This is a genomic window from Marinilactibacillus kalidii (assembly GCF_017599325.1).
In the GTDB taxonomy this organism is placed as follows: Bacteria; Bacillota; Bacilli; order Lactobacillales; family Carnobacteriaceae_A; genus Marinilactibacillus; species Marinilactibacillus kalidii.
On sequence record NZ_JAGFVM010000033.1, the window covers coordinates 1 to 23,171 of the forward strand.

Annotated in this window: 19 protein-coding genes, 1 riboswitch and 1 other annotated feature; all 19 genes read right to left on the minus strand. The window is 39.7% G+C overall.

The annotated features are described in order from the left end of the window. Positions 1 to 833: ISL3 family transposase (locus J5J05_RS08330; RefSeq protein ID WP_208559039.1), on the minus strand; the 833-nt coding region annotated here is incomplete at its 3' end. 126 nt (positions 834 to 959) lie between these two features. Continuing rightward, a complete protein-coding gene (recQ, locus tag J5J05_RS08335; RefSeq protein WP_208560230.1) occupies positions 960 to 3,110 on the minus strand; it encodes a DNA helicase RecQ in 2,151 nt (716 codons plus the stop codon). A 121-nt stretch (positions 3,111 to 3,231) separates the two neighbouring features. Then, positions 3,232 to 4,872, minus strand: coding sequence for a ribosomal protection-like ABC-F family protein (gene abc-f, locus J5J05_RS08340; protein ID WP_244244684.1), 1,641 nt, complete (start codon positions 4,870 to 4,872; stop codon positions 3,232 to 3,234). Positions 4,873 to 5,287: 415 nt separating this feature from the next. Then, positions 5,288 to 7,093: an oligoendopeptidase F gene (gene pepF / locus J5J05_RS08345; protein WP_208560231.1), complete on the minus strand. Its 1,806-nt coding sequence runs from the start codon at positions 7,091 to 7,093 to the stop codon at positions 5,288 to 5,290. A 314-nt stretch (positions 7,094 to 7,407) separates the two neighbouring features. Continuing rightward, positions 7,408 to 8,793: an argininosuccinate lyase gene (argH, locus tag J5J05_RS08350; protein WP_208560232.1), complete on the minus strand. Its 1,386-nt coding sequence runs from the start codon at positions 8,791 to 8,793 to the stop codon at positions 7,408 to 7,410. Continuing rightward, on the minus strand, positions 8,783 to 9,706 hold the full coding sequence (gene argF / locus J5J05_RS08355) for an ornithine carbamoyltransferase (protein ID WP_208560278.1): 924 nt from the start codon (positions 9,704 to 9,706) through the stop codon (positions 8,783 to 8,785). Before argF ends, argH begins: the two co-directional genes overlap by 11 nt. Further along, positions 9,706 to 10,881 (minus strand): aspartate aminotransferase family protein, encoded by a 1,176-nt coding sequence (locus tag J5J05_RS08360; protein ID WP_208560233.1) that lies wholly within the window; start codon positions 10,879 to 10,881, stop codon positions 9,706 to 9,708. Before J5J05_RS08360 ends, argF begins: the two co-directional genes overlap by 1 nt. Before the next feature lie 24 nt (positions 10,882 to 10,905). After that, on the minus strand, positions 10,906 to 11,814 hold the full coding sequence (argB, locus tag J5J05_RS08365) for an acetylglutamate kinase (protein ID WP_208560234.1): 909 nt from the start codon (positions 11,812 to 11,814) through the stop codon (positions 10,906 to 10,908). Continuing rightward, the gene (argJ, locus tag J5J05_RS08370) at positions 11,777 to 13,027 is read right to left on the minus strand and encodes a bifunctional glutamate N-acetyltransferase/amino-acid acetyltransferase ArgJ (RefSeq protein ID WP_208560235.1); all 1,251 of its coding nucleotides are present in this window, start codon (positions 13,025 to 13,027) and stop codon (positions 11,777 to 11,779) included. Before argJ ends, argB begins: the two co-directional genes overlap by 38 nt. A gap of 11 nt (positions 13,028 to 13,038) precedes the next feature. After that, positions 13,039 to 14,079, minus strand: coding sequence for an N-acetyl-gamma-glutamyl-phosphate reductase (gene argC / locus J5J05_RS08375; protein ID WP_208560236.1), 1,041 nt, complete (start codon positions 14,077 to 14,079; stop codon positions 13,039 to 13,041). Then, positions 14,076 to 15,347, minus strand: coding sequence for an argininosuccinate synthase (locus J5J05_RS08380; protein ID WP_208560237.1), 1,272 nt, complete (start codon positions 15,345 to 15,347; stop codon positions 14,076 to 14,078). Before J5J05_RS08380 ends, argC begins: the two co-directional genes overlap by 4 nt. 65 nt (positions 15,348 to 15,412) lie before the next feature. Then, positions 15,413 to 15,681, minus strand: a binding site (T-box leader). Between the two features lie 224 nt (positions 15,682 to 15,905). Continuing rightward, positions 15,906 to 16,856 (minus strand): phosphoglycerate dehydrogenase, encoded by a 951-nt coding sequence (locus J5J05_RS08385; RefSeq protein WP_208560238.1) that lies wholly within the window; start codon positions 16,854 to 16,856, stop codon positions 15,906 to 15,908. A 127-nt stretch (positions 16,857 to 16,983) separates the two neighbouring features. Continuing rightward, on the minus strand, positions 16,984 to 17,823 hold the full coding sequence (locus J5J05_RS08390) for a hypothetical protein (RefSeq protein WP_208560239.1): 840 nt from the start codon (positions 17,821 to 17,823) through the stop codon (positions 16,984 to 16,986). A gap of 63 nt (positions 17,824 to 17,886) precedes the next feature. Beyond that, positions 17,887 to 18,762, minus strand: a complete 876-nt coding sequence (gene rsmI / locus J5J05_RS08395; protein WP_208560240.1) for a 16S rRNA (cytidine(1402)-2'-O)-methyltransferase — start codon at positions 18,760 to 18,762, stop codon at positions 17,887 to 17,889. Further along, positions 18,740 to 19,093 carry a GIY-YIG nuclease family protein gene (locus J5J05_RS08400; protein WP_208560241.1) on the minus strand — a complete coding sequence of 118 codons (354 nt, stop codon included), beginning with the start codon at positions 19,091 to 19,093 and terminating at the stop codon, positions 18,740 to 18,742. The genes rsmI and J5J05_RS08400 overlap by 23 nt, the downstream gene beginning before the upstream one ends. Next, entirely contained in the window at positions 19,068 to 19,790 is a 723-nt protein-coding gene (locus tag J5J05_RS08405) for a tRNA1(Val) (adenine(37)-N6)-methyltransferase (protein WP_208560279.1), read from the minus strand. Before J5J05_RS08405 ends, J5J05_RS08400 begins: the two co-directional genes overlap by 26 nt. A 173-nt stretch (positions 19,791 to 19,963) precedes the next feature. After that, positions 19,964 to 20,722: a 3-oxoacyl-ACP reductase gene (locus J5J05_RS08410; protein WP_208560242.1), complete on the minus strand. Its 759-nt coding sequence runs from the start codon at positions 20,720 to 20,722 to the stop codon at positions 19,964 to 19,966. 127 nt (positions 20,723 to 20,849) lie between these two features. Beyond that, positions 20,850 to 20,962, minus strand: a riboswitch (TPP riboswitch). A gap of 369 nt (positions 20,963 to 21,331) precedes the next feature. Continuing rightward, positions 21,332 to 22,213: a YtnP family quorum-quenching lactonase gene (locus J5J05_RS08415; protein ID WP_208560243.1), complete on the minus strand. Its 882-nt coding sequence runs from the start codon at positions 22,211 to 22,213 to the stop codon at positions 21,332 to 21,334. Then, complete coding sequence (locus tag J5J05_RS08420) at positions 22,210 to 23,148, minus strand: Rgg/GadR/MutR family transcriptional regulator (protein WP_208560244.1); 939 nt, start codon at positions 23,146 to 23,148, stop codon at positions 22,210 to 22,212. The genes J5J05_RS08415 and J5J05_RS08420 overlap by 4 nt, the downstream gene beginning before the upstream one ends. Positions 23,149 to 23,171: the final 23 nt, after the last annotated feature.

Sequence of the window (23,171 nt, forward strand, 5' to 3'; positions counted from 1 at the left end):
ATTCCTTTAGACGGATAGCTAGAATGGTTGTATTGTTTCATGATTTTTACTCTGATTCTATTTAAAGATCGATTAATCAACTGGGTGATGTGAAAGCGATCAATAATGATTTTTGCATTTGGAAAAAGCTCTCTTATAAAGTACTCATAAGCTGCGTTCATATCAATCACGATGAGTTTTACCTGCTCTCTCACTTTTAGCGGATACTTTTGAAAGTGAAGTTTGAGATAAGCTTTTCTTCTATCAGGAAGGATATCGATCACCTCATGTGTATCGCCATCGGCGTAAATGAAGCTCATCGAACCTTTCACATTTTTGACTGATTTGAATTCATCGAAAAGCAAACAAGGCGGTAAAGATTGGAAGTCAGGGTAATAGACTTGGGCGAATGTGCTAATCACTCGCTTAACGGTGGAAGGTGATACCGTATGTTCTTCTGCTATATACTTCATAGAAAGATCTTCTCTTGATTGAAAGCCGATGTGTTGCTTTACTTTCTTAGAAATAAAACAATGTTCTTCGACTTCTGAGGAATGAGCAGAGAAGGTCTGTGTACAAGACTTACAATAGAAACGTTGTTTCTTTAGATAAAGGCGCGTTGGATACCCAGCCACCTTATTCCAGACCATTTTAGTTAGCTTGGTTCCGTACTTAATAATGTTATAATCGGCGTTTTTAACACCGCACTTAGGACAATAGCCTGGTGTATAAGTGATTGTCCCACTGACAATATTGGTTAAAGTTCCTTTTAGGGTTTGACGATCGATCTGAGTCAATGTGATCGATTCATCTTGGATATGAAGCAATTTTTTGATATCATTAGATTCAAGCAAGCGAGATTCCTCCTATAGATTTGGTGTGGTAACTATAGTCTATCAGAGAATCTCGCTTGTTTCATTTTACATAAAAATAGTGTTGGCGAATTCTCACCAACACCAAATATTATAGAACCCTATTTTTTATTTCTCACTTTTAATTTTGGCTAAGACAAATTTGATTTGATTGTAGGTAATCGTTTCTTCCAAGCTTTCTTTAATAGGCTTGAGAAATTCATCTCCTACTTCATCGATCGCTTCTCTTACTTCACGATCAACTATATCGGGAACAAGTTCGCTATAATTGACCTCTTTTTGTTCTTCGATGGCTTTACACAAGTGGTTAACCACTGTATTGGTCGAGATTCCTCTAATCTCAGAGATCGATTCGATCGTTTCCCCTTCATTGTAAAGTTTCAAAGTTTCTTTGACTGTATTCTTACTTGAAGACTTGGTTGGTTTCGTGACTTCCTTGACTGAAATATTTTGTTCTATTTGTTGCGCTGTATCAATGTCTTGTTCTGATACATGTGCTTTGATAATAGAAAGAAACTGCTCTCCGTATGCTTCTAATTTTGCCTCTCCGACACCGTTGGTTGCTAAAAAGGCTGTCTCTGTTTGCGGAAACTTGGCTGACATGTCGATCAAACTTCTGTCTGTGAAGACAACGAAAGGTGGTTTGCCAATTTCTTGGGCAATTGTTGTTCTCAACCCTCTAAGTTTTTCAAATAACTGTGCATCGTAGTTTTCAATATTCTCCATTGCTTTTGTTTTGTGCGTTGGTTCTTGTTTCAATTGTTTGCGAATCGCTAATGTGGTTTGTCCCTTTAACAATATGGACGTCTTGCTTGTGAACGCTAGTGTTGGATATTGGTCGCCTCCGACTTTCAAATAGTCTTCACTGAGCATGATTGAAATCATGTCTTTGATGTCACTATCTGTATAGTCTGACATGATGCCGTAGGTGCTTAAGTCGTCGAAATTCATCTGCTCGATGCGGCTGGTTTTCTTCCCTCTCAACACGTCTGTAATCAAACCCGTTCCGTACAATTGATTCATTCGATAAATACAGGATAAAATCTTTTGACATTCTACGGTGATATCTGTCGTGACGGTTTCTTCATCACAGTTCGTGCAGTAATGACATTCTTGCCAGTCAACTTCTTGATTAAAGTATTTTAAAATGCTTTTACGAAGACAATTGCCTGTTTTACAGTAGGTAATCATAGAATTCAGATTTTTCTTGGCGTGTGGTGAGTTTCCTTGTTCAATCAGCATAGTGTTTGTAATGATGTCTTGCGCTGAATAAAATAAGATTGCTTCCGCAGAAGCACCGTCTCGACCCGCACGTCCGGCTTCTTGGTAGTAGCTTTCCATATCGAGCGGCATATTGTAGTGGATCACTCGTCGAACATTCGACTTGTCGATCCCCATACCGAACGCATTTGTTGCTACCATTATCGGCTTATCATCATATAAGAATTGTTCTTGATTCGCTGCACGTGTTTCTGGTTCAATACCGGCATGGTAGTAAGTCACAGGGAAACCTTTTTTATTCAAGTTTTTATAAACAGTATCGACATTTTTCCGGGTATTACAATAGATGATACTCGATTCTTTTTTATCTAAAATTCGACTCAACTCATTTAATTTTTTATCCGGCTTGATGACTGAGAAGTAAAGATTCGGGCGGTCAAAACTTGCGATATGTTGAAAAGGTTGTTCTAAATCCAATTGTTGGATCATATCTTCTTGAACGATGTTCGTTGCCGTTGCTGTGAACGCTGCAAATGGTGGTCGATTGGTCAAAGCATTCATGATCTGTGGAATAGCTTGATAGCTTGGTCTGAAATCATGTCCCCACTGGGAAACACAGTGTGCTTCATCGACTGCAACCAAGTTCACGTTCATTTGTCTAACAGAATAAAGAAATTGATCATTACCCAGTCTTTCCGGAGAAACGTAAAGTAAGTCTAGTTCTCCCCTTATTGCTTCGTCTATAATCACTTGTTGTTCGAAATAAGACAGCTGACTGTTGATATAGGCGGCGCTCACACCCATTGTTTGTAAGGTATCTACTTGATCCTTCATCAAAGAGATCAAAGGAGAGATAACAAGCGTCACGCCCTCCATACAAATTGCTGGAATCTGATAGCAAAGCGACTTTCCGCCACCGGTCGGCATCACACCGAGTACGTCTCTTCCTTCCATAATGGCATCAATCAATTCTTGCTGCCCTGGGCGAAATGTTTCATATCCATAATAGTGTTTTAATGTTTTAAAGATGGTTTCCATACTGCCTCCAAGATACTTGTGATTCTATAAAAAGATTTCGTCTTTACTCTTTTTCTGCTTCACAATTGTAACATAATTGGCTTCCTTTTTTTTACAATTCACTATTAAACGGTCTATTACTTTACTGTTCTTTTTCTTGATTTTCCATTTTTTTACTTCTTGCCCAAGAATAGCCACCTTCATAGGCTTTAACTTGTTGATGCTCTATCCAATAAATCTTTTTAAAGAGTTTATCTAAAAAGTAACGGTCATGAGAAACGGCTAAAATCGTTCCTTGGAAATTTTCTAAGGTTTCTTCCACTAGTTCTCTTGATTCAATATCTAAGTGGTTCGTTGGTTCATCTAAAACGAGAAAATTAATATTTTCAAGCATCAGCTGTGCCAATCTTAAGCGCATTTTTTCTCCGCCGCTTAATCCAGAAATGGGTTTGAATACGTCTTGACCGTAGAACATAAAATTAGCCAAATGATGTCTAGCTTGTCCTTCTTCTATTTGCAGTGGTTCCCTAAAGACATCGATCAATCGTTCATCGCTTTTATCAATAAATAGGTGTTGTGAAAGATACCCCACTTTTAGATTTTCGCCCATTTTAACTTCACCTGAATCAGGTGTTTCTTTACCTAGCAATAATTTTAAGAGTGTTGACTTTCCTGCCCCATTATTTCCAATTAAACCAATTTTTTCTCCAAAGCGAATATGCACAGCTGCATCGTTGATAATGAGCCGTTCACCGTAGCTTTTGGAAACTCCTTTGGTCTTCACAACATCTTTCCCACTTCGTTTCGACGCGTTGATTTCTAAATTCATTTGCTTATGATGAATGGGTTTCTTCACTTTTTCCATTCTTTCAATCATTCTTTCCATGTGTCTCGCTTTTTTATGCAGACCAGGATTAGGTGGCACTGCACGGTTAGCCCATTCTCTTAAGACTTTTGCTCTCTCTTTCATTTTCTTGATTTTACGTTGTTGCTCTTCGTATACCTGAAATTCTTTGATGATCTTTTCTTCTTTTTCTTTTACATATTCTGAAAAGTTTGAGTGATAAATCGTGTATTCACCATCTTCAATGTCGATCACTTTCTGAACTGCTTTATCTAAAAAATAGCGGTCATGAGAAATGATGACGACTGCTCCAGTATAGTTGGAGATAAATTGTTCCAACCATTCAATTGCTGCAAAGTCGAGATGATTTGTTGGCTCATCCAGCAACAGTAGATCAGGATTTCTCAATAACGTCATGGCTAATCCAACCTTTGTTTGTTCCCCACCACTTAGTTGTTCAAATGTTGCATCCATCAAGTGCGCGATGTTCAATCCTTGCGCCACTTGATCCATACTTGAATCGATCTCATAGCCACCATCTTGTAGGTACTGTTCTTGGATTTTTCCATATTGATTCATCAATTGTTCAAGCTGATGTTGATTCGTATCTTGGCTCATGGCTATTTCTAAGCGTGCCATTTCTGTTTCTTTTTCTGTCAGCTCTGCAAAAACGGTACGAAGCACATCTTTAACAAGTAAATCATCTGAATATGATGGCATTTGTTCAAGATAACCAATCGAACAGCCCTTTTTCCAGTAAATACTACCGCTACTTGGTGTTTCGCTATTTGCGAGTAGTTTCATGAGGGTCGTTTTCCCGCTTCCATTTCTACCAACTAATCCGATTCTTTCTCCTTGTTTCACTTCAAAAGTAACAGACTCAAAAATGGTTGTTCCTGCGTATTGCTGAGACACTTCGTTTACATTACATATCATCATTTTTACAAGCTCCTTTTTGTCTTACACCCTATTCCCTAGACAAAATTGAAGCATACAAAAATAGCCATAGAAAAGAGTCCTCTCCTAAGGCTATTTTTTAACAAAATCGAAAATGTCTTAGCACTTTCTAATTCGTTTATAAATGGTAGGGGTAAGCTGTTTTTCTGCAAATTTTCTATTCAATTACTAAAAATGGACAGACTAGTCCAATTCTGTAATCACAATAGAAAATTCAGCACGGCATATATATAAATATAATTCTTCTTTTCCGTGCTTTTTCGCAGTTAAAAACATCTAACCTCCACCTCCGTTCGTTTAAGATACTTCTATTCTATACTTTTTTATTTCTAAAAACAATCTCTATTATAAACAAAAAACGCCACGCTATGAACGTGACGTCTTTATTCCTGTGTATTTATTTCTCTAATTCACCAGTCAACTCGATAATGCGGTCTACTGATTCGTCTAGATATTTGATTGTATCTGATAATGGACGATCTGTTGTGATATCAACCCCTGCTACTAGGGTTGCTTCAGCGGGTACTTTTTGTCCGCCTAATGCTAGGAATGCTAACCAACCATCTACTTTTTCTTCACCACTCTTGATTTTAAGGAAAGCCTGTGTCGCAATCGTTAAACCTGCAGAGTAAGTGTAAGGATATAAGCCCATGTAGTAGTGGATTTGACGCATCCATGTTAATTCAGCGCCGACTTCAAGTTCCACAGAATCTCCCCAGAACTGTTCGAGTACAATAAGTTTCAGTTCGCTCAATTTCTTGGCATCAAAACTCTTACCTGCATCGATCAATTTATAGACTTCACGTTGATAAGCCGCTTCAAGTAAGTGTGTAACAAAATTATGGAAATAGGTACGAGAAATCATTTTAGATAAAATCGAACGTTCCATACGTGGATCATCTGTTTTGTTTTTCAAGTAATCTGTTAAGAGTAATTCGTTGAATGTTGAAGGCCCCTCAATCAAGTAAAGAGAAGGACGTGCACTCGTTAATGGATTATTTTCATTTGATAACACGCCTTGTCCAGCATGTCCTAATTCATGGAATAAGGTATAGGCATCTGTCAATTGCCCTGTCCAAGTCACCATGACATAAGGATGTTTGCCATAAGTGGTTGAGCAGAATGCCCCTGAACGTTTACCGATATTTTGTGCAAAGTCAGTCCAGCGTTCTGGATATGAGCGCATAATCATCTGCACATATTCATCTCCAAGTGGCGCTAACGCTTCTTGAACAAGATCTTTAGACTCTTCAATCGTGACTGGCATCGTGTATTCAGGATCGAGATCTACTTTAAGATCCGCATAAGTCATTTTTTCTAATCCATGAACGTCTTTTAAATGAGTAATAAATTTGCGCATAACCGGTGCGAAATCATTCATGATCATGTCGATCTGACGGTGGTACATTTCTTGATCAACTTCTTGGCTCTCTAATAAGTAGTCAAAGATTGAGTCATAGCCACGCATTGTCGCCAACGTTTTTTCACTTTGTAGGTGTGTGTAGTAAGCTGTTGCGACAACGTTTTGATATTGTGCTAGAACTTGGTTGAACTTGTCGTAAGCTGCACGACGGATTTTTGGGTTTTCATGATACATGTAAACTTCTTCGTATAAAACAAAACTTAATTCATATTCTTCGCCATCTACTTCGAATGTACCGTAATCTGCATCAGCTGAACGAGCTTGTTCAAAGATTTCTGATGGTGCTTCAAAGACAGGTTCTAGTTGGGCTAAGGCTTTTTCAACTTCAGGTGCCAGTTTTGCTTTTTTATCCGCTTTGACTCCTCTGATAAACGGTCCGAATTGTGCTTCTTTTTCCACAACTTCATTTAAAGTCGCTTCATCAACTTCTTGTATTTGAGAGTTAAAGAAACTGATTGCTGCGCCAAAATTAGCAAGCACGTTGGATACATGACGAGATTGTTGTTGTGCTTCGCTATCTGAGATGTCGACAGATACAGGTAACATAGCGTATTGTCCCAAATGAGACGCTTTCGCCATCAAGTTTTCAAATTCTTCGATTGCCGCGATCAGCGTGTCAACATTTTCTAACTTGCCATCATATTGATCTGCGAAGGCTTGTACTTCCTTTGGTAGTGCTTCTGCTGCTGCTTCAAAATCGGCTTGCGTTTCGAAGATGGCAGATAAGTCCCATGTTAGTTCTTCAGGTATTTGCGTACGTGGTTTCAATTGTTCAGCCATTCTGTTCTCCCCTTTGATGATATGTAGTGAATAGATTTTTGGTTATATTAATATAACCTTAAAAAAGCTGATATATCCACTACTGACAGCGGTATTTCCCCTGAAAATCAGTAGAAATCACTATTTTCTCATTAATCTATTTCCTATTTCTGATAATTATATCATTCTTTTTAACTTTTGTAAGTCCTTTTTTATGATTTTAGAAATTGTTTATTTTTTTTTCGTTTCAATAATTTTATATTACTCAAAGTTATAAAAAACGAAAATCCAGAGGTATGCTACTTCAGCAACAGTTTTCCCTCTGGATCATCGCTTTATTTTAACTGTTCTTTCAGTCTAATGATTTGTTTTTTAACAGCTTCAGGCGCGGGTCCGCCTTCAATCATTCGCTTCATCACGCACTGGTCCAAATCAATGGCTTCGTAGATATCTATTTCGAAGCTCGGATGCAAGGACTGATAGGTTTCTAAAGAAACTTCCTCTAATGTTATCCCTTCTTCAACGCATGTTTTAACAAGAGAGCCAATAACTTCGTATGCTTCTCGGAAAGGAACCCCTTTTTTAGTGAGATAATCTGCGCAATCGGTCGCATTGATAAACCCTTTAGAAGCGGCTTGACGCATCCGCTCTTTTTTCACTGTCATTGTTTGGATCATCGGCGTCATGGCTGACAATGCGATCGTAACCGTGCGGACGCTATCAAATAATGCTTCTTTATCTTCTTGCATATCTTTATTGTAGGCTAGTGGGATTCCTTTCATCATGGTGAGTAAGGTTTGTAGATTTCCGTACACTCTCCCTGTCTTGCCACGGACAAGTTCTGCAACATCCGGATTTTTCTTTTGCGGCATGATGGATGAGCCCGTTGCAAACGCATCTGCGAGTTCCACAAATTGAAATTCCTGTGTGCACCACAGAATCGTTTCTTCTGAGAGTCTGGAAAGATGCATCATGACCATACTTAATGCATAAGTCGCATCCATCACAAAATCTCGGTCAGAAACACCATCCAAGCTATTAGCAGTCACCGCTTTAAATCCTAACTGTTCCGCTACGAATTGGCGATCCAGTGGATAGGTTGTTCCCGCTAACGCACCATTGCCAAGCGGCATGACGTCTGTATGTTCGATTACTTCGTTTAACCTTTTGATATCTCTAGCAATCATTTGACCATAAGCTAATAGGTGGTGAGCAAAGGTAACCGGCTGTGCAATCTGTAAGTGTGTATAGCCTGGCATGATCGTATGCAGGTGTTGTTCAGCTTGTTCGATGATCACTTCTTCAAATTGGTGCAGTTGTGCTTTGATTTCGCTCATTTGGTTTTTTACGTAGAGTCTGAGGTCGAGGGCGACTTGGTCATTTCGGCTTCTTCCAGTGTGCAGTCTTTTCCCTGCTTCACCGATTCGGTTCGTGAGGGTTGACTCGATGAACATATGAATATCTTCTGCTTGTACGTCAAAGGAAAGTTGTCCACTTTTTATCTCTTCAAGGATCGTGGTTAAACCCTCTACGATTCCTTGTGTATCTTCGTTTGAAATAATCCCTTGTTTTCCAAGCATTTTTGCATGGGCGATACTTCCAGCAATATCTTCTTGATACAGAATATGATCAAAACTGATAGAGGAATTGAAAACATCTACTTCGTATGCGCTCTTCTCGCTGAAGCGACCCTTCCAAACTTTTTTACCATCAACTGGCATAGGCTGGCACTCCCATCAAATGTAGCAATACAGCTTTTTGAACATGCAAACGGTTTTCGGCTTCTTCAAAAATATGATGTGCGTGCTGCTCAAATACGGTTTCTGTGATTTCTTCTTCTTTATGTGCGGGCAGACAGTGCTGAACCATCACTTCGCTACTCGCTACTGCTAGTAACGCTTGGTTAACTTGATAGGTATTCTGAAAAATGGCTTTTCTTGAAGCGGCTTCTGCTTCATCACCCATACTTGCCCATACATCTGTAAATACAACATCCGCATCTTTTACGGCTTCATAAGGATCTTCTGTCAGCAAGAAATCTGGATGATCTCCATATGTTTCAAGCATTGCTTGATTGGGTTGAAACTCTTTTGGAGAAGCGATCGCTATTTGAGCGCCAACTAGTAAGGATCCGACGATCAGTGAATTGGCCATATTATTCCCGTCTCCGACAAAAGCAAATTTCAGTCCGCTTAACGTTCCTTTTACTTCTTGTATCGTCATAAAATCTGCCAGAATTTGACAAGGATGATATAAATCGGTCAAGCCATTGATAACAGGGATCGTGCCATATTCAGCTAGCCCTTCAACATCTTCTTGATCAAAGGTACGAATCATAATGCCGTCCAAATAGCGTGATAAAACACGCGCAGTATCTTCGATAGATTCTCCACGACCCATTTGAAGATCATTTGCGCTCAAGTAAAGTGGGTGCCCGCCTAATTGGTTCATCCCGACTTCAAAAGATACCCGTGTCCGTGTAGAAGCTTTTTGAAAAATCATCCCCAAAGTCTTCCCTTTTAAGTAAGGTGTTTCAATTCCTGCTTTCAGTTTCTTTTTCAAGTCATGACCTGTTTCAAGAATCGCCAATAGCTCTTCTTTCTTCAAATCTGATAATTTCAGTAAATGTTCCATCAACTAACGCCTACTTTCGTGTTCATAATGTGGTTGATACAGGAGACAGCTTCTTCAATCGCTTGTTCATCTATGATAAGTGGCGGCAATAGTCGTAATTTTTCCTTGGCAGTCAAAAACAATATACCCGCATCTTTTGCTTGTTCTACAACTTCTTTGGCTGTATACGAATCAAAGGTGACCCCAATCATCAAACCTAATCCAGAAACGGATTGAACGCCTTCGACTGCTAGCAATTGTGCTTTCAGTTGGTCACCCTTTTTCGTGACTTGATCTAAAAATTCGTCTGTCAGTGTATCCAAAACGACATTGGCACCAGCGGATACTACAGGGTTTCCACCAAATGTCGAACCGTGATCACCGGGTTCTAGCACGTCTTTTACCTTTTCTCCTAGTAATGCAGCACCTATTGGGAGACCATTTCCCAGCCCTTTGGCACTTGTTACGATATCCGGCTTCAAATTATAATGTTCATAAGCATATAACTTCCCTGTCCGACCGATACCCGTCTGTACTTCATCAATAATTAGTAAGCAATCATGTTGTATAGAAGCAGTGGATACCGCTTCGATAAATTCTGTTTCTAGCGGGATTACGCCACCTTCCCCTTGAACCATTTCGATCATGATGGCACAAACAGTATCATCCACTTTATCAAGCAAGTCGGCTATATCATTCGTTTGAACATAATCAAAGCCTTTTGTAAAAGGATCAAAATATTTGTGGAAAACATCTTGTCCTGTCGCTGATAAAGTCGTTACGGTACGGCCATGGAATGAATTGTTTAAGGTCAATATCTTATGCTTATCCGGATGCTTTTGATGACCATATTTTCTAGCTACTTTGATAGCCACTTCATTGGCTTCTGCACCGGAGTTCACGAACAGTACATTTGCCATGCCTGTTCTGGTACAGAGCTTTTGCGCAAGTTGCGCACTCGGATGTGTATAATAAAGATTTGAAATATGTTGAAGCTGACTCAACTGATTTTGTGTAGCCGCTACCCACTCTGGGTGTTGGTAACCTAGCGAATTGACACCGATTCCCGCTGTAAAGTCCAAGTAGCGTTTACCTGTATCGTCAAACACAACATATCCTTCACCTTTTTCTATTGTAATCTCCGTACGTGAATAAGTGGGTGCCACATACGCTTTTGTCCATTTTATACTTTCCATCAAATTCTCCCCTTCCTTTTTTTATCAGCTACTCGTTTCTTCTTTATAAAATAACGTTCCGATGCCACTATCTGTTAAAAACTCAACGATTAAGGCATGTGGGATACGCCCATCTAAAATGACGGCTTGTCGGACTTTATCTCTGACGGCCTCCACACAACAGTGTACTTTGGGAATCATTCCACCACTAATGATCTGTTGGTCATTTAACGCAGCTACGTGATCAATGTTGATTTGTCTGATCAATGTTTGTGGGTCTGATGGGTCTTTCATTACCCCAGCCACATCTGACATCAAGACAAAGTTGTCGGCGCCGAGTGCTTGTGCAAGACCACTGGCCATTTCATCTCCATTGATGTTACAAGTTTCTCCATTCTCATCCATACAGATACAGGCGATCACAGGTATGTATCCATTTCCTACTAGGTCCTCAATCACTTGTGTGTTAACGGTTTTCACCTCACCTACAGCGCCTAGTTGTTCTGGATCTTTCAAAGTCGCTGTGACCATGCCGCCATCAATCCCACTGATGCCCATCGCTTTTCCACCTAACTGCTGGATCATACGTGTTAAATCTTTATTGATTTTTCCCGCTAAGACCATTTGGGCAATTTCCATCGTTTCTGCATCAGTTTTTCTTAATCCATTAACAAATGTGCTTTCTACCTCGGCTTTATCGAGCCACTGATTGATTGCAGGGCCGCCTCCATGAACAATCACAACGTTGATGCCCACTTTAGCCAACAATAGGATATCGCACAATACAGCGCGCTTTAGTGATTCATCTTGCATCGCAGAACCGCCATATTTAATCACGACCATTTTTTGATCGTATTTTTGAATATACGGTAGTGCACTGGTTAGTATCTCAGCAATTTTATAAGAATCGTACGCTTCAGGTTCTGTAGGCACTGTTGATTTTGATGTAATCATTCGTCAAGTCACACCCCCAAGCTGTCGCTTTTTCTTGTCCTTGATAAAGGTAAATATCGATACTTAGTTGATCTGTTCCCAAAATCTCAAAAGCTTTTTCTTCATCAAAAGCCACGATTGAACCGGCTTCGCAGACACAAATCGTCTGGTGATTGTTTGCTCTTAAGTAGATGTCGAGTGACTGCTGATCGAATGATGCTTCACTATAACCGATGGCACAAAGTAACCGTCCAACATTGGCATCTCTTCCATAAACGGCTGTTTTGACCAAGCTACTTCCAATCACCTCTTTGGCAATTAACCGTGCATCTGCTAGCGTATGAGCATCCATCACATTACAAGTAATGAGTGTACTGGCACCTTCTCCATCCTCAGCAATGGCGATCGCTAGCTCTTTACAGACTTGATGCAATGCTTCTTTGAATAGCGGGAAATCAGGATGTGCTTGTGAATCGATCAGTGAATTACCTGCTTGTCCGTTCGCTAATACCGTTACCATATCGTTTGTTGAGGTATCTCCATCCACGCTGATCATATTAAACGTATCATCGACCGCTGATTTCAAGGCAAGCGATAGAACCTCAGCGTCAATCGCAACATCTGTCGTAATAAAACCGAGCATCGTCGCCATATTTGGATGAATCATCCCACTTCCCTTAGACATTCCGCCTATTTTGACTACACTTTCTTTCAAGTTAATGGCTACTGCACTTTCTTTAATCGTCGTATCTGTTGTCAAAATCGCTTCAGCCGCTGCTTCGTCGCCAGCTACGGTTAATTCATCGACCAATACGGGTATGCCATATTTGAATGGTTCTATAGCCAGTGGCTGACCAATTACCCCTGTAGAAGCCACTAGTACGTCATCGACTGATATAGCTAACGATTCAGCAAGTAAGGCACAAACTTCTTCAGCAATTTCGATACCATTTGCATTACACGTATTTGCATTTCCACTATTACAAATAATCGCTTGTGCTTGTCCATTTTCACTGTGCTGTTGCGTCACGATAAGCGGTGCACCTTTGACTTTGTTTTGTGTATAAACACTTGCCGTTGTGCACAACTTTTCACTATAAATGAGCGATAGATCTTTACGCTTATATTTAAATCCCGCATGCACACCCGCTGCCATAAACCCTTTAGGTGCACAAACATTTCCTTCGATCCATTCCAATGATTGTGTTGCTTTCGTTTTTATATTTGTCAGCATGTTTTTTCACCTCAAAACGATGGGGCTACCATCGAAAGTCCTTCTGTCTCTAAAAATCCATTCATCAAATTGAAATTTTGTACCGCCTGTCCTGCTGCACCTTTTTGCATATTATCGATTACACTCACGATGATCAGTCGGTTTGTCCGCTGATCTACTGTAAGACCGATGTGACATTGATTGGAATGCGTTACGTGACTGATATCTGGAAGGTTTCCTGCTTTCAAGACCGTGACAAATGGCTCTGCTTGATAAGCTGCTTCATAAATTTCATGAATCTCTTCTGCCGTTACCCCTTCTTTGATATCCACATAGATTGTGGATAAAATTCCTCGATTGACTGGTAAAAGATGAGGAACGAACGAGCAGTTGATGTTTCCGCCGCCCATTTTCTCAATCGTCTCTTCGATTTCAGGTGTATGCCGGTGACTTCCTACTTTGTAGGCATTAAACCCTTCGTTTTTTATAGGAAAATGGGTGCCTTCTGATAACGTTTTGCCCGCCCCTGTTACCCCTGATTTTGCATCGATGATCAATTTTTCAGGATCAATCAAACCCGCTTTTATAGCTGGGTAAAGGCCTAATAAGATACTCGTTGGATAACAACCAGGATTAGCAATCAGTTGTGCTTTTATAATTTGTTCTCGGTTAAGTTCCGGTAATCCATATACTGCTGATTCCCTTAATTCGGGATAGGCAACTTGGACGTCGTACCATTCTGTATAAGCTTCTAAATCTTTCAATCGAAAGTCGGCTCCGATATCAATGACCTTTTTCCCCAACTCGATACACTGTTTAACGAGGGCTTCGCTCTTTCCATGTGGTAGGCAGAGAAATACTACGTCAGATTGCGAAATAACCGTTTCGTTATCTGAAAACTTCTGATCTAATGGTCCGTTAAAGGCTGGGAAGATGGTTGATAACGACTCTCCGATGTGATTGACGGATGAAACCCCCATTAACTGGACATTAGGATGATGCAATAATAGCTTGGTTAGTTCAGCCCCCACAAACCCGCTCGCCCCAATAACACCTACTTTAACTTTACTCATAGCTTGATTCCTTCCTGAGTACCGTCCATTTGCTTCTGCGCTTCTTTGGCAAATTGGGTTTTTTGTTTCATTTCAGCTTGAATCACACTAGATAAGCTATATAGATTAATAAAGCCTGCTGCATCGCCTTGATTGTATACATCATCTTCATCAAACGTTGCAAATGCTTCAGAATACAGACTATATGGCGAAGTGACACTAGAAACTACCATGTTCCCTTTGTACAGTTTCAACTCAACTGTTCCTGTAACGGTTTTTTGCGTTTCATCGATAAAGGCATCCATCGCTTGTTTGAGTGGTGTGAAAAACTGACCATTATAAACTAAATTGGCATATTGTTGTGCTAAAGTTTGTTTATACTGAAGTGTTTCTTTATCAAGGGTGATCATTTCTAATTGTTCATGCGCAAAGTAGAGTAGCGTTCCTCCTGGTGTTTCATAAACACCACGGCTCTTCATTCCTACAAGACGATTTTCGATCATATCCAGTATGCCTATCGCATGTTGTCCTCCGATTGTATTTAACGTCTTAATCAGCGTTACGCCGTCTGTCTCTTTCCCATCGATAGCCACCGGGATACCTTTTTCAAATGAAATACTGACATAAGCAGGTTTATCTGGTGCTTGTTCTGGCGTGACACTCATTTCAAGAATCTGATCGTATTTAGGTTCATTCATTGGGTTTTCAAGGTCTAAGCCTTCATGAGACAAGTGCCAGAGATTTTTGTCTTTTGAATAGTTTGTTTCACGAGAGATTTTCAAAGGAATTTGATTCGTTTCTGCATAATCAATCGCTTCTTCACGAGAAGTAATGTCCCATGTTCTCCATGGTGCAATGATATCCAACTCCGGAGCGAGTGCTTTGATCCCCATTTCGAAACGAACCTGATCGTTTCCTTTTCCTGTACAACCATGACAGATAGCATCTGCACCTTCTTGTTTTGCGATATCGACCAAAGCTTTGGCGATGATTGGACGAGCGGTCGCTGTCCCTAATAAGTATTTGTTTTCATAAATGGCGCCAGCTTTCAATGTTGGAAAGATTGAATCATAGACAAATGCCTCTTCTACTTCGGCTAAGTAAAATTTAGAAGCACCCGTTTTTAAAGCTTTTTCTTCAAGCCCTTCCAATTCATCTTCTTGGCCTACATTTGCTGTAACAGCAATGATCTCACAATGATAGTGTGCTTTTAACCAGTGAATGATCACTGAAGTATCCAGTCCTCCAGAGTAAGCTAATACGATTTTATTATAGGTTTTATTTGTCATGATTTCGTCTCCTTTTTCTGCTTTATCTTATTTTGGGTAATAAAAAAAACCGTCTACTGTTTTTACACAGAGACGATTTATCATCGCGGTACCACTCTACTTGCAGACGATTATAAAGCAATTGTTTCTCTTTTGTCTGCCACCTCAGTGCAATAACGCTGCAAAACGGCTGGTTCTTCTAATCGTTTATTGGTTTTTAGATTAGTTGAAACAGCATCTTCCAAGTGCGGTTCAGTGAAGTATTCATGCCGACCTTCCACTCTGTGTCGACTCGCTGATTGCCGTTAGGCATTGATGAATCTCCTCCACTTACTCTCTTGTTCGTTGATGTTAAACCGTAGTCTACACGAGCAAAAATTAGAAGTCAACCTTTTTATTCTTTTTTATGAATAAAAACCATCATTTTATGTAATTAAAATCTATATGTTAAATATTTATACATATATTCAATTTAACAGTTCTATTTTCATATTATTTTATAACAATAAAAAAAGGCACGCCATCGCTCTCTCAAGCGCTATCGTGCCTTTCTACTTCATTTCATTTTATAACTGACTTTCAATAACCTTTTGTATAATCGACCACATTGATGGGTAAAGATTCTCCTTTAACAAAGGCTTCTAGATTTTTCTCAAATATGGGGAAAAGGTGGCGATCATAATTTTCTATATGTCCTGAAATGTGCGGAGTGATCAGTACATCATCACGTTTCCATAATGGATGATCCTCTGGAAGCGGTTCTTCATGTAAAACGTCAAGACCGGCGTATGCCAACTTACCATCCTCAAGCGCATCTATCAAGTCATCTGTCACGACTGATCCACCTCTTCCGACATTGATGAAAATCGACTGGTTTTTCATTTTACTGAATTGTTCTTTGTCAAAAAAGTTTTCCGTTTCGTCTGTCAGCGGTAGGATATTGACGACGACATCCGCTTGACCAATAACTTCTGACAGTTCATCTTGGGTATGTTGCACATCCATATGTTCAGCTTTTTCACCACTACGATTGATACCAATAGTTTTCATATCAAATGCTTTTGCGAGTTTTCCAACTTGCTTACCAATTGCGCCAGTTCCTACAATAAGAATGGTTTTCTCTTCTAATTCGATGAGTGTATCCAACTCTGACCATTTTGCATCCATTTGTGCTTTGACAGAATGGCCGATTCCTCTTGTATAATTTAAAATCATTGCCATCGTTGATTCTGCGATACCTTTTGCATGAATCCCGCTTGAGTTGGTCAACACGATTTCTTGATTTTCCAGTGACTCTAAATCCAAGTAATCGATTCCGGCAGAAGCTGTCTGAATCCATTTGATTTGATTCTGTTTATTTTCCAGCAATTCAGTGCCTTTGTCTTTATTCCAACTATATAAGACTTCGATATTCTCTATAGCATCCGCATCCTCTATTGAACGAATGGCCTTATAGTCTGGTGCAAGTTCCTCAATTCTTTTCTGCTGTTCAGATTCTAGTTCTCTAAAGGCTAAAATATATTTCGACATCTCTTCCACTCCTTTTTTCTATTATGACATAGGGTGGTCTAAATTTCTAATATTCAGTCATACATTAGAAAATGACAATCAAAAACCACCGACGAATAAACGTATCGGTGGTTTAGTGTTTAACGATTTAATTTACAGCTTCATAATTCCCTGAGACAGAATTCAGTTTTTGGATCGTGTCGTCTTCAAGATTGTAACGGTACATGCCAATTAAATTAGACCATTCCGCACCATCTTGTTCCATAGATTCTCTTACTTCGATCGTTACCCACTGTTCGTCTGTTTTGTTGACAAAATACGAATAGTCTTCATTTGTCAGTTGTTGACTTTGAATCAATTGTGTAAAGGCGTAATCTTCTGCTTCTTCGTCTGTCGCGAATGTTTTACCCGGTTCAGGTTTTGTCGTCTCTTCGCTAGTTGTCTCTGAGTCAGCAGTGGTTTCTGGTGTTTTCGTTTCTTGCTCAGCTAACCAATTTTCTAGGTCATCATCTGATGCTTCTTTAATAGACTGACCTTTGTCAGCTAAGTATTTATCTGCGAGCACAGCCGAACTACGTTCCGTCTGAAATCCTGCTTTATCAGAAGATACCCCGGCAACTTGTCTTGCTTGTTCTGCTTGCGCTACGGTTACTTCTTTCTGTAATGATTCGGCATCCGTTTTGATCGAAGGATAATCAGAAAGATCTTCATTTAAAAGGACAGAAAGCGTTCCTGCGGCTTCATCAAGTTGGTCAGCATCATATTGTGCTTGTGCCTGATCTAGTTCAGCCTGATAGGTTGCTTCTTGATCTACTGTTGTATCCGTCGTTTCGTTACTTTCAGTTGTATCGGTTGTATCTGAATCTGCTTGATTGGTTGCTTCTTGTTCCGTTTCAGGTGATACGTTCGTTTCTTCTGTATCATTGCTGCAAGCTGCTAATGTAGCGCCTACGGTTAAAATCGTGATGAGTTTCGGCCAATTTTTCATTTGAGGTAACCTCCTTCATTTGTTTTAGTATACTGTATCTTTTTAAAGAATACTATAATGTGCTTAAATCTCGTGATAAGCAGCATAAATGTCTCTTTTAGGTTGACTCCGGCGTTGAGAAACTTCTTTGATCGCTTGTTTACTACTCATCTCTTCAGTATCCATCACCTGTTCAACATGCTCTTTTATTGTCCAGTTTTGCCATTCTGCTGTTTCATTCTCAGAAACAGGATTGGCATTGCCTTCAAGAATCACACAAAATTCTCCACGAATTTGCTCGTTTTGAGCCCACTCTGATACTTCTGATATTGTCCCTCTAATAAATTCTTCATACCGTTTCGTCAATTCTCTGGCGAGGACGATCTTCCGTTCAGGACCCATCACTTTTTCGATTTGATCAAGCAATGCTTTTAATCGATGTGGTGATTCATAAAAAATGATCGTTTCTTGACGTTTGTTCAAAGTTTCGAGTTCCGCATTCAAGTCTTTTTTCTTGCGCGGCAAGAAGCCATGAAAATAAAACGGTTGTGGACTGATTCCTGATGCAATCAATGCGGGTAGCGCTGCGTTCGCACCGGGTAAAGGTACAACAGTAATCCCCGCTTCGATAGCTGCTTTGACTAAGTCTACACCAGGATCACTGATGGACGGCATACCGGCATCACTCACTTGTGCAATCGTTTCTCCAGATAGTAATTTTTCAACGAGAAAAGGGGTACGTTCTTTTGAATTGTGTTCGTGAAAGCTGATTTGACTCGTTTGGATCTCAAAGTGATTCAATAATTTTTGCGTATTTCTAGTGTCTTCAGCTGCTATTCTATCGGCTTCTTTGAGTAGGCGAATAGCGCGAAAGGTCATGTCTTCTAGGTTACCAATCGGTGTAGGGACAAGATATAAAATCCCTTGTGTTGTTGCTTCAAAGCTCTTTTGCGTCTGCATGAGCCACTTCCTTTCTCTCTTTGAGGATATACTGTTTCTGCTGATGGAAGGGAAGTTGGACGCCATTATCGATCAAATAGCGTTCTTTCCTTTTTCTTGTTTGCTTTTTAAAAGCGGCCTCTGCTTTGGTTGCGGCACTTCTAGTCGAATACGCTTCTGCATAGATCATTCTCAAGGGTCTACGATAAGTGGGTTTGGTATATTTCGCACCCGTTCCTGAATTATGTTCTTTTAATCTACGTTCCAAATCAGTTGTGTAACCACCATAAAAAGAGCCATCTTTACAATGCAGCACATAAAAATAGCTATCCTTCGTTTTCTTCTGGTCCATAAATCATCCTTCTCACTTCAGGCAAATAGTGGTCTTGCTCATCAAAAACAACCAGTGGTGGAAGAACGGTAAAACCAGATTCTTTCCCGTTTTTGATCCCTTCAATCAATACCATATTCGCTTCCTTTGTTGCTTTTGGATAGACAAACCGCACTCTTTTAGGCGCTAAATTAACTTTTCGCATGGCATCCAAGATCTCAAGCAATCGATCTGGTCGGTGAACAAAATAAGCTTTTCCTTTTGTTTTCAATAAAAAAGCCGTTGCTTTCATCAAGGCTTCTAAGTCTAAGTGGATTTCGTGTCTAGCAATTGCTAAATGTGTATTCGGATTCTTCAGGCTATCTTCTGTTACTTTAAAGTAAGGCGGATTGCAAGTCACTACGTCAACTGAGTCATGTTGAATGAGTTCTTTGACCGCTTTGACGTCGGCTTGTATCATTTCTACTTGGTCCAATAAGCCATTCCCTTGAACACTTCTTTTAGCCATATCTACTAATCTTTCTTGGATTTCTATGCCCTTTACCGGGCTAGCTGTTTGCTGGCTCAACATAAGCGCTACCGCACCGTTGCCGGAACAAAGATCGACGATCTTTGCGCGAGCATGTTTGGGAACTTGCGCAAATGCTCCTAGTAGAACGGCATCCAGTGAAAATGAAAATACAGAAGGGCTCTGTATGATCTCAATACCGTATTGCATCAACTGATCGATTCGTTCATCGTTTTTGAGTAATTCTTTCAATCGCTAGCTTCCTTCTTTTTACGTTTCTTACAGTATACCAAATTTTCCTTATGAACATTACCCCTGAATCAACAAAAGCTATACCCAATACGGGCATAGCTTCTGAAAAAACACGGATAAGGGTTCTATCATCAATTCATTGTTAGTCCACTATCTACAACAATATTTTGTCCAGTCACACCTCTTGAAGCTTCCGTGCCTAAAAATAAAACCACTTCTGCTACATCTGCTGGTGTCGTCACGCGATTCAGTGCAGAACTAGCTGCAATCATATCAAATACTTCTGGTGTGGTCACTGCGCTAGCATCTGTCTTTTCTAGTAAACCACCTGAGACCATGTTGACTGTGATTTGGTCTGCACCTAATTCTTTCGCCATATTTCTAGTAAATCCAATCAATGCTGCTTTGGCTGTCGTGTATTGGTGATAAGGAACGACCGGATTTTGGAATAGATTCGTTCCAATATTGATGACTCTACCATATTGGTTTTTACGCATACTTGGTAGCACTGCCTGAATCGTATTCAGCGCTGCTTGAATCGTTCCTTCAAACTGTTCTGAATAATTTTCCCATGTTAACTCTTCCACTTTTTCTTGTGCTGAAGGATTGAATTCAAAATTGATCAGCGCATTATTCACTACGATGTCGATCGATCCAAATCGCTCATTGACAGTCTCGACCATTGCTTTCACTTGTTCTTTATCTCTAACGTCAGCTTTTACGGCAATGGCCTGCTCACTGCCGATGGTTTCGACGACTTCATTCGCTTTCGCTTCACTATTAAAATAGTTCACCACGACTTGATACCCTTTTTCACCGAACAGCTTTGCAATTTCTGCTCCTAATCCTCTACTAGAACCTGTAACTAAGACCGTTTGTTTATTTCCCATGATTTCTCCTCTATATCGTTTGATTTTTAAATACAAAAAACCACTTTACTATCCTTATCAGGACAGAGAAGTGGTATCGGTTTATCAATCATCTTTATAAAGCTGTTTCAATCAGCTAGCTTTTGTAAAGTCATATGATCCACTTTTCCTCCGCTGGTTTTAGCCAGATCAGGTACCAAGGGTCAGGAATATTCCAATCTCAGCTTCGCATTTCAGCAGCAAGCCCCCCTAGTGGTCTTTATGTATTTAATTAACTTCATCATAGCATATCTCTTCTAATATCGACACTGATTTTGACGTTCCTATTTGAGAAACACTTTAGAATTGACAAGAGCCGCTTCCCAATTGGGAGCGGCTCTCTAATTAAAAATAAATTATTTATACAGTGATTCGGTGTTAAATTACTATTCAAATTATATTACTGAGTTTCTCATTTAAACAACACAGTCCCTACCTCTACCGTGTCCTTACAACTCTATAGTTGCGCCAGATCGATTAAACTTCGTTAAAACGATTTTATATAATGTTTCATATTTATTCTTAATATAGTTACATTATACCATATCTACTGTAATATGCAATTTTATTGACTATCATCTTATAAATATCTTAATAATGTAAGGGTAAAGCCGGTTGTTTTGACCGCTTCAAATGGTTCACGACCTGGTCGCCTTCTTTATGCCACTGTATCATACGATAATAGGCATCGTGGTAAAATAAAAACTTTGCATCAAGCCGTTTAGCCTCTTTCATCCAATACTGTTTTGCAGCAATGGTATCCATTGGATAATCATCAAAGCCTAGTACCCATAATGGGTTTTGATGGGCATGCGTTGGCATGATATCTGCCAGATGTAACAAGGTTTCTTGTCCTTGTGTTAATTTAACGATACAGTGTCCCTTACTATGACCACCTGTATGAATCAACTCAATACCTGAGACAATCTCTAATCGATCTTCAAAGGTCTGGACTTGTGCTTGTATCGGCTCCCAGTTTTCTTTCCAGTACGTACTTTTTGAGCGAATATTAGGCTGGCGAATCTCTGACCATTCGATTTCGTTTACGTAAATGACTGCATTGGGAAACGTAGAATAATAACCCCCATCCTTTTGTTGGGTCAGTCCACCGGCATGGTCGAAATGCATATGGGTCATTATAACACCATCTATATCGTCCACTGTGAGGCCCAATTGCTGTAAGCTTGCTTCGACTTTTGTTTCTTCCCCTACACCGTAATTTCGAATTTGTTTATCAGTCAGTTTACCTGTTCCAACGCCTGCATCGATCAAATAGTTTTTATGTTGATACTGAATTAGCATAGCATCGGTCGGTAACTCGATTTGATTTTTTTCATTTACTGGATATTTTTTTGACCATAGCGGTTTGGGTACCGGGCCAAACATTGCGCCGCCATCCATTGCTGTAATTCCACCATCTATCCAAGTAATCGTCATGTCATGAAATAAGAGCGTATCTAGTGCATCAGTCATTTTCGCTTTCCCCTTTTCTGTAAGCCTGCTTCTGTTTCTTCATTACCCATGAAACCCAGATTGATGGTTAATTCTTTAAAATCTGGATCCCGAAATTTTTTTAACCACGTTTTATACCGTTTTTGAAGTATCTTCAACGTACTCTTTTGATTAAATAATCTACAGATGTCGAGTGCTTGCTCGCAATAGTGCTTTCCTTTTTCTTCTTGCTGTTTCTTCAATGCTAATAGGCCTTTATTAAATATAAAGTCGATGTGCGGGCTAAGCAAATCGACATTTTCCGAATAACTTCGCTCAAATGCATCAATGGTCTCTTCAGCATAATCAATTTTATTATGATAAAGAAACGTTGAGAAATTATTACTCAATATCGTATGTAGGAGTTTGCTGTCTTTTGGGATCGCTAAATACAGCTTACTACGCTTTAGAGCTGTTCGCATTAATAGATGGGTGGTTTTTACGTCAAGATTAAATCCAAACATCGCATATAGGCGAAGCTCCATTTCTCCCCAGTCTTCAACTTGCATCAGATAATCTAATATTAATTGGTTACTTTGCTGCTTGTCTTCATTTACTGCTTCGAGACTCTCGATAAAATAAAGAATAAATTGCTGCCAGCTATAAGGTGCAGGGCGTGTCGCAATGATTTCTTCTTTAAGCCGATTCATCTCATCATCTTTTTGATGATTGACAGCATATTCGATGCGAAAAAAATATTGTCGAATAGCGGTCTCTGCGGCAGATCCTTTCAAATAGAGAAATTCTTCTGATGTTGTATTGATTTGATTCAATAGGTCGAAAAATAAATCAACGGGTATCATTGATTTCCCATTTTCAAATCTGGATAACTGAGAGACCGAAAGAATGGATCCTCCCGCTTCTTTCAACGTCATCCCCTTACTCTTTCTAATTGTTTTAAATACTTGTCCGTACATAGTAGCCCCCTTTTTTTGCATAT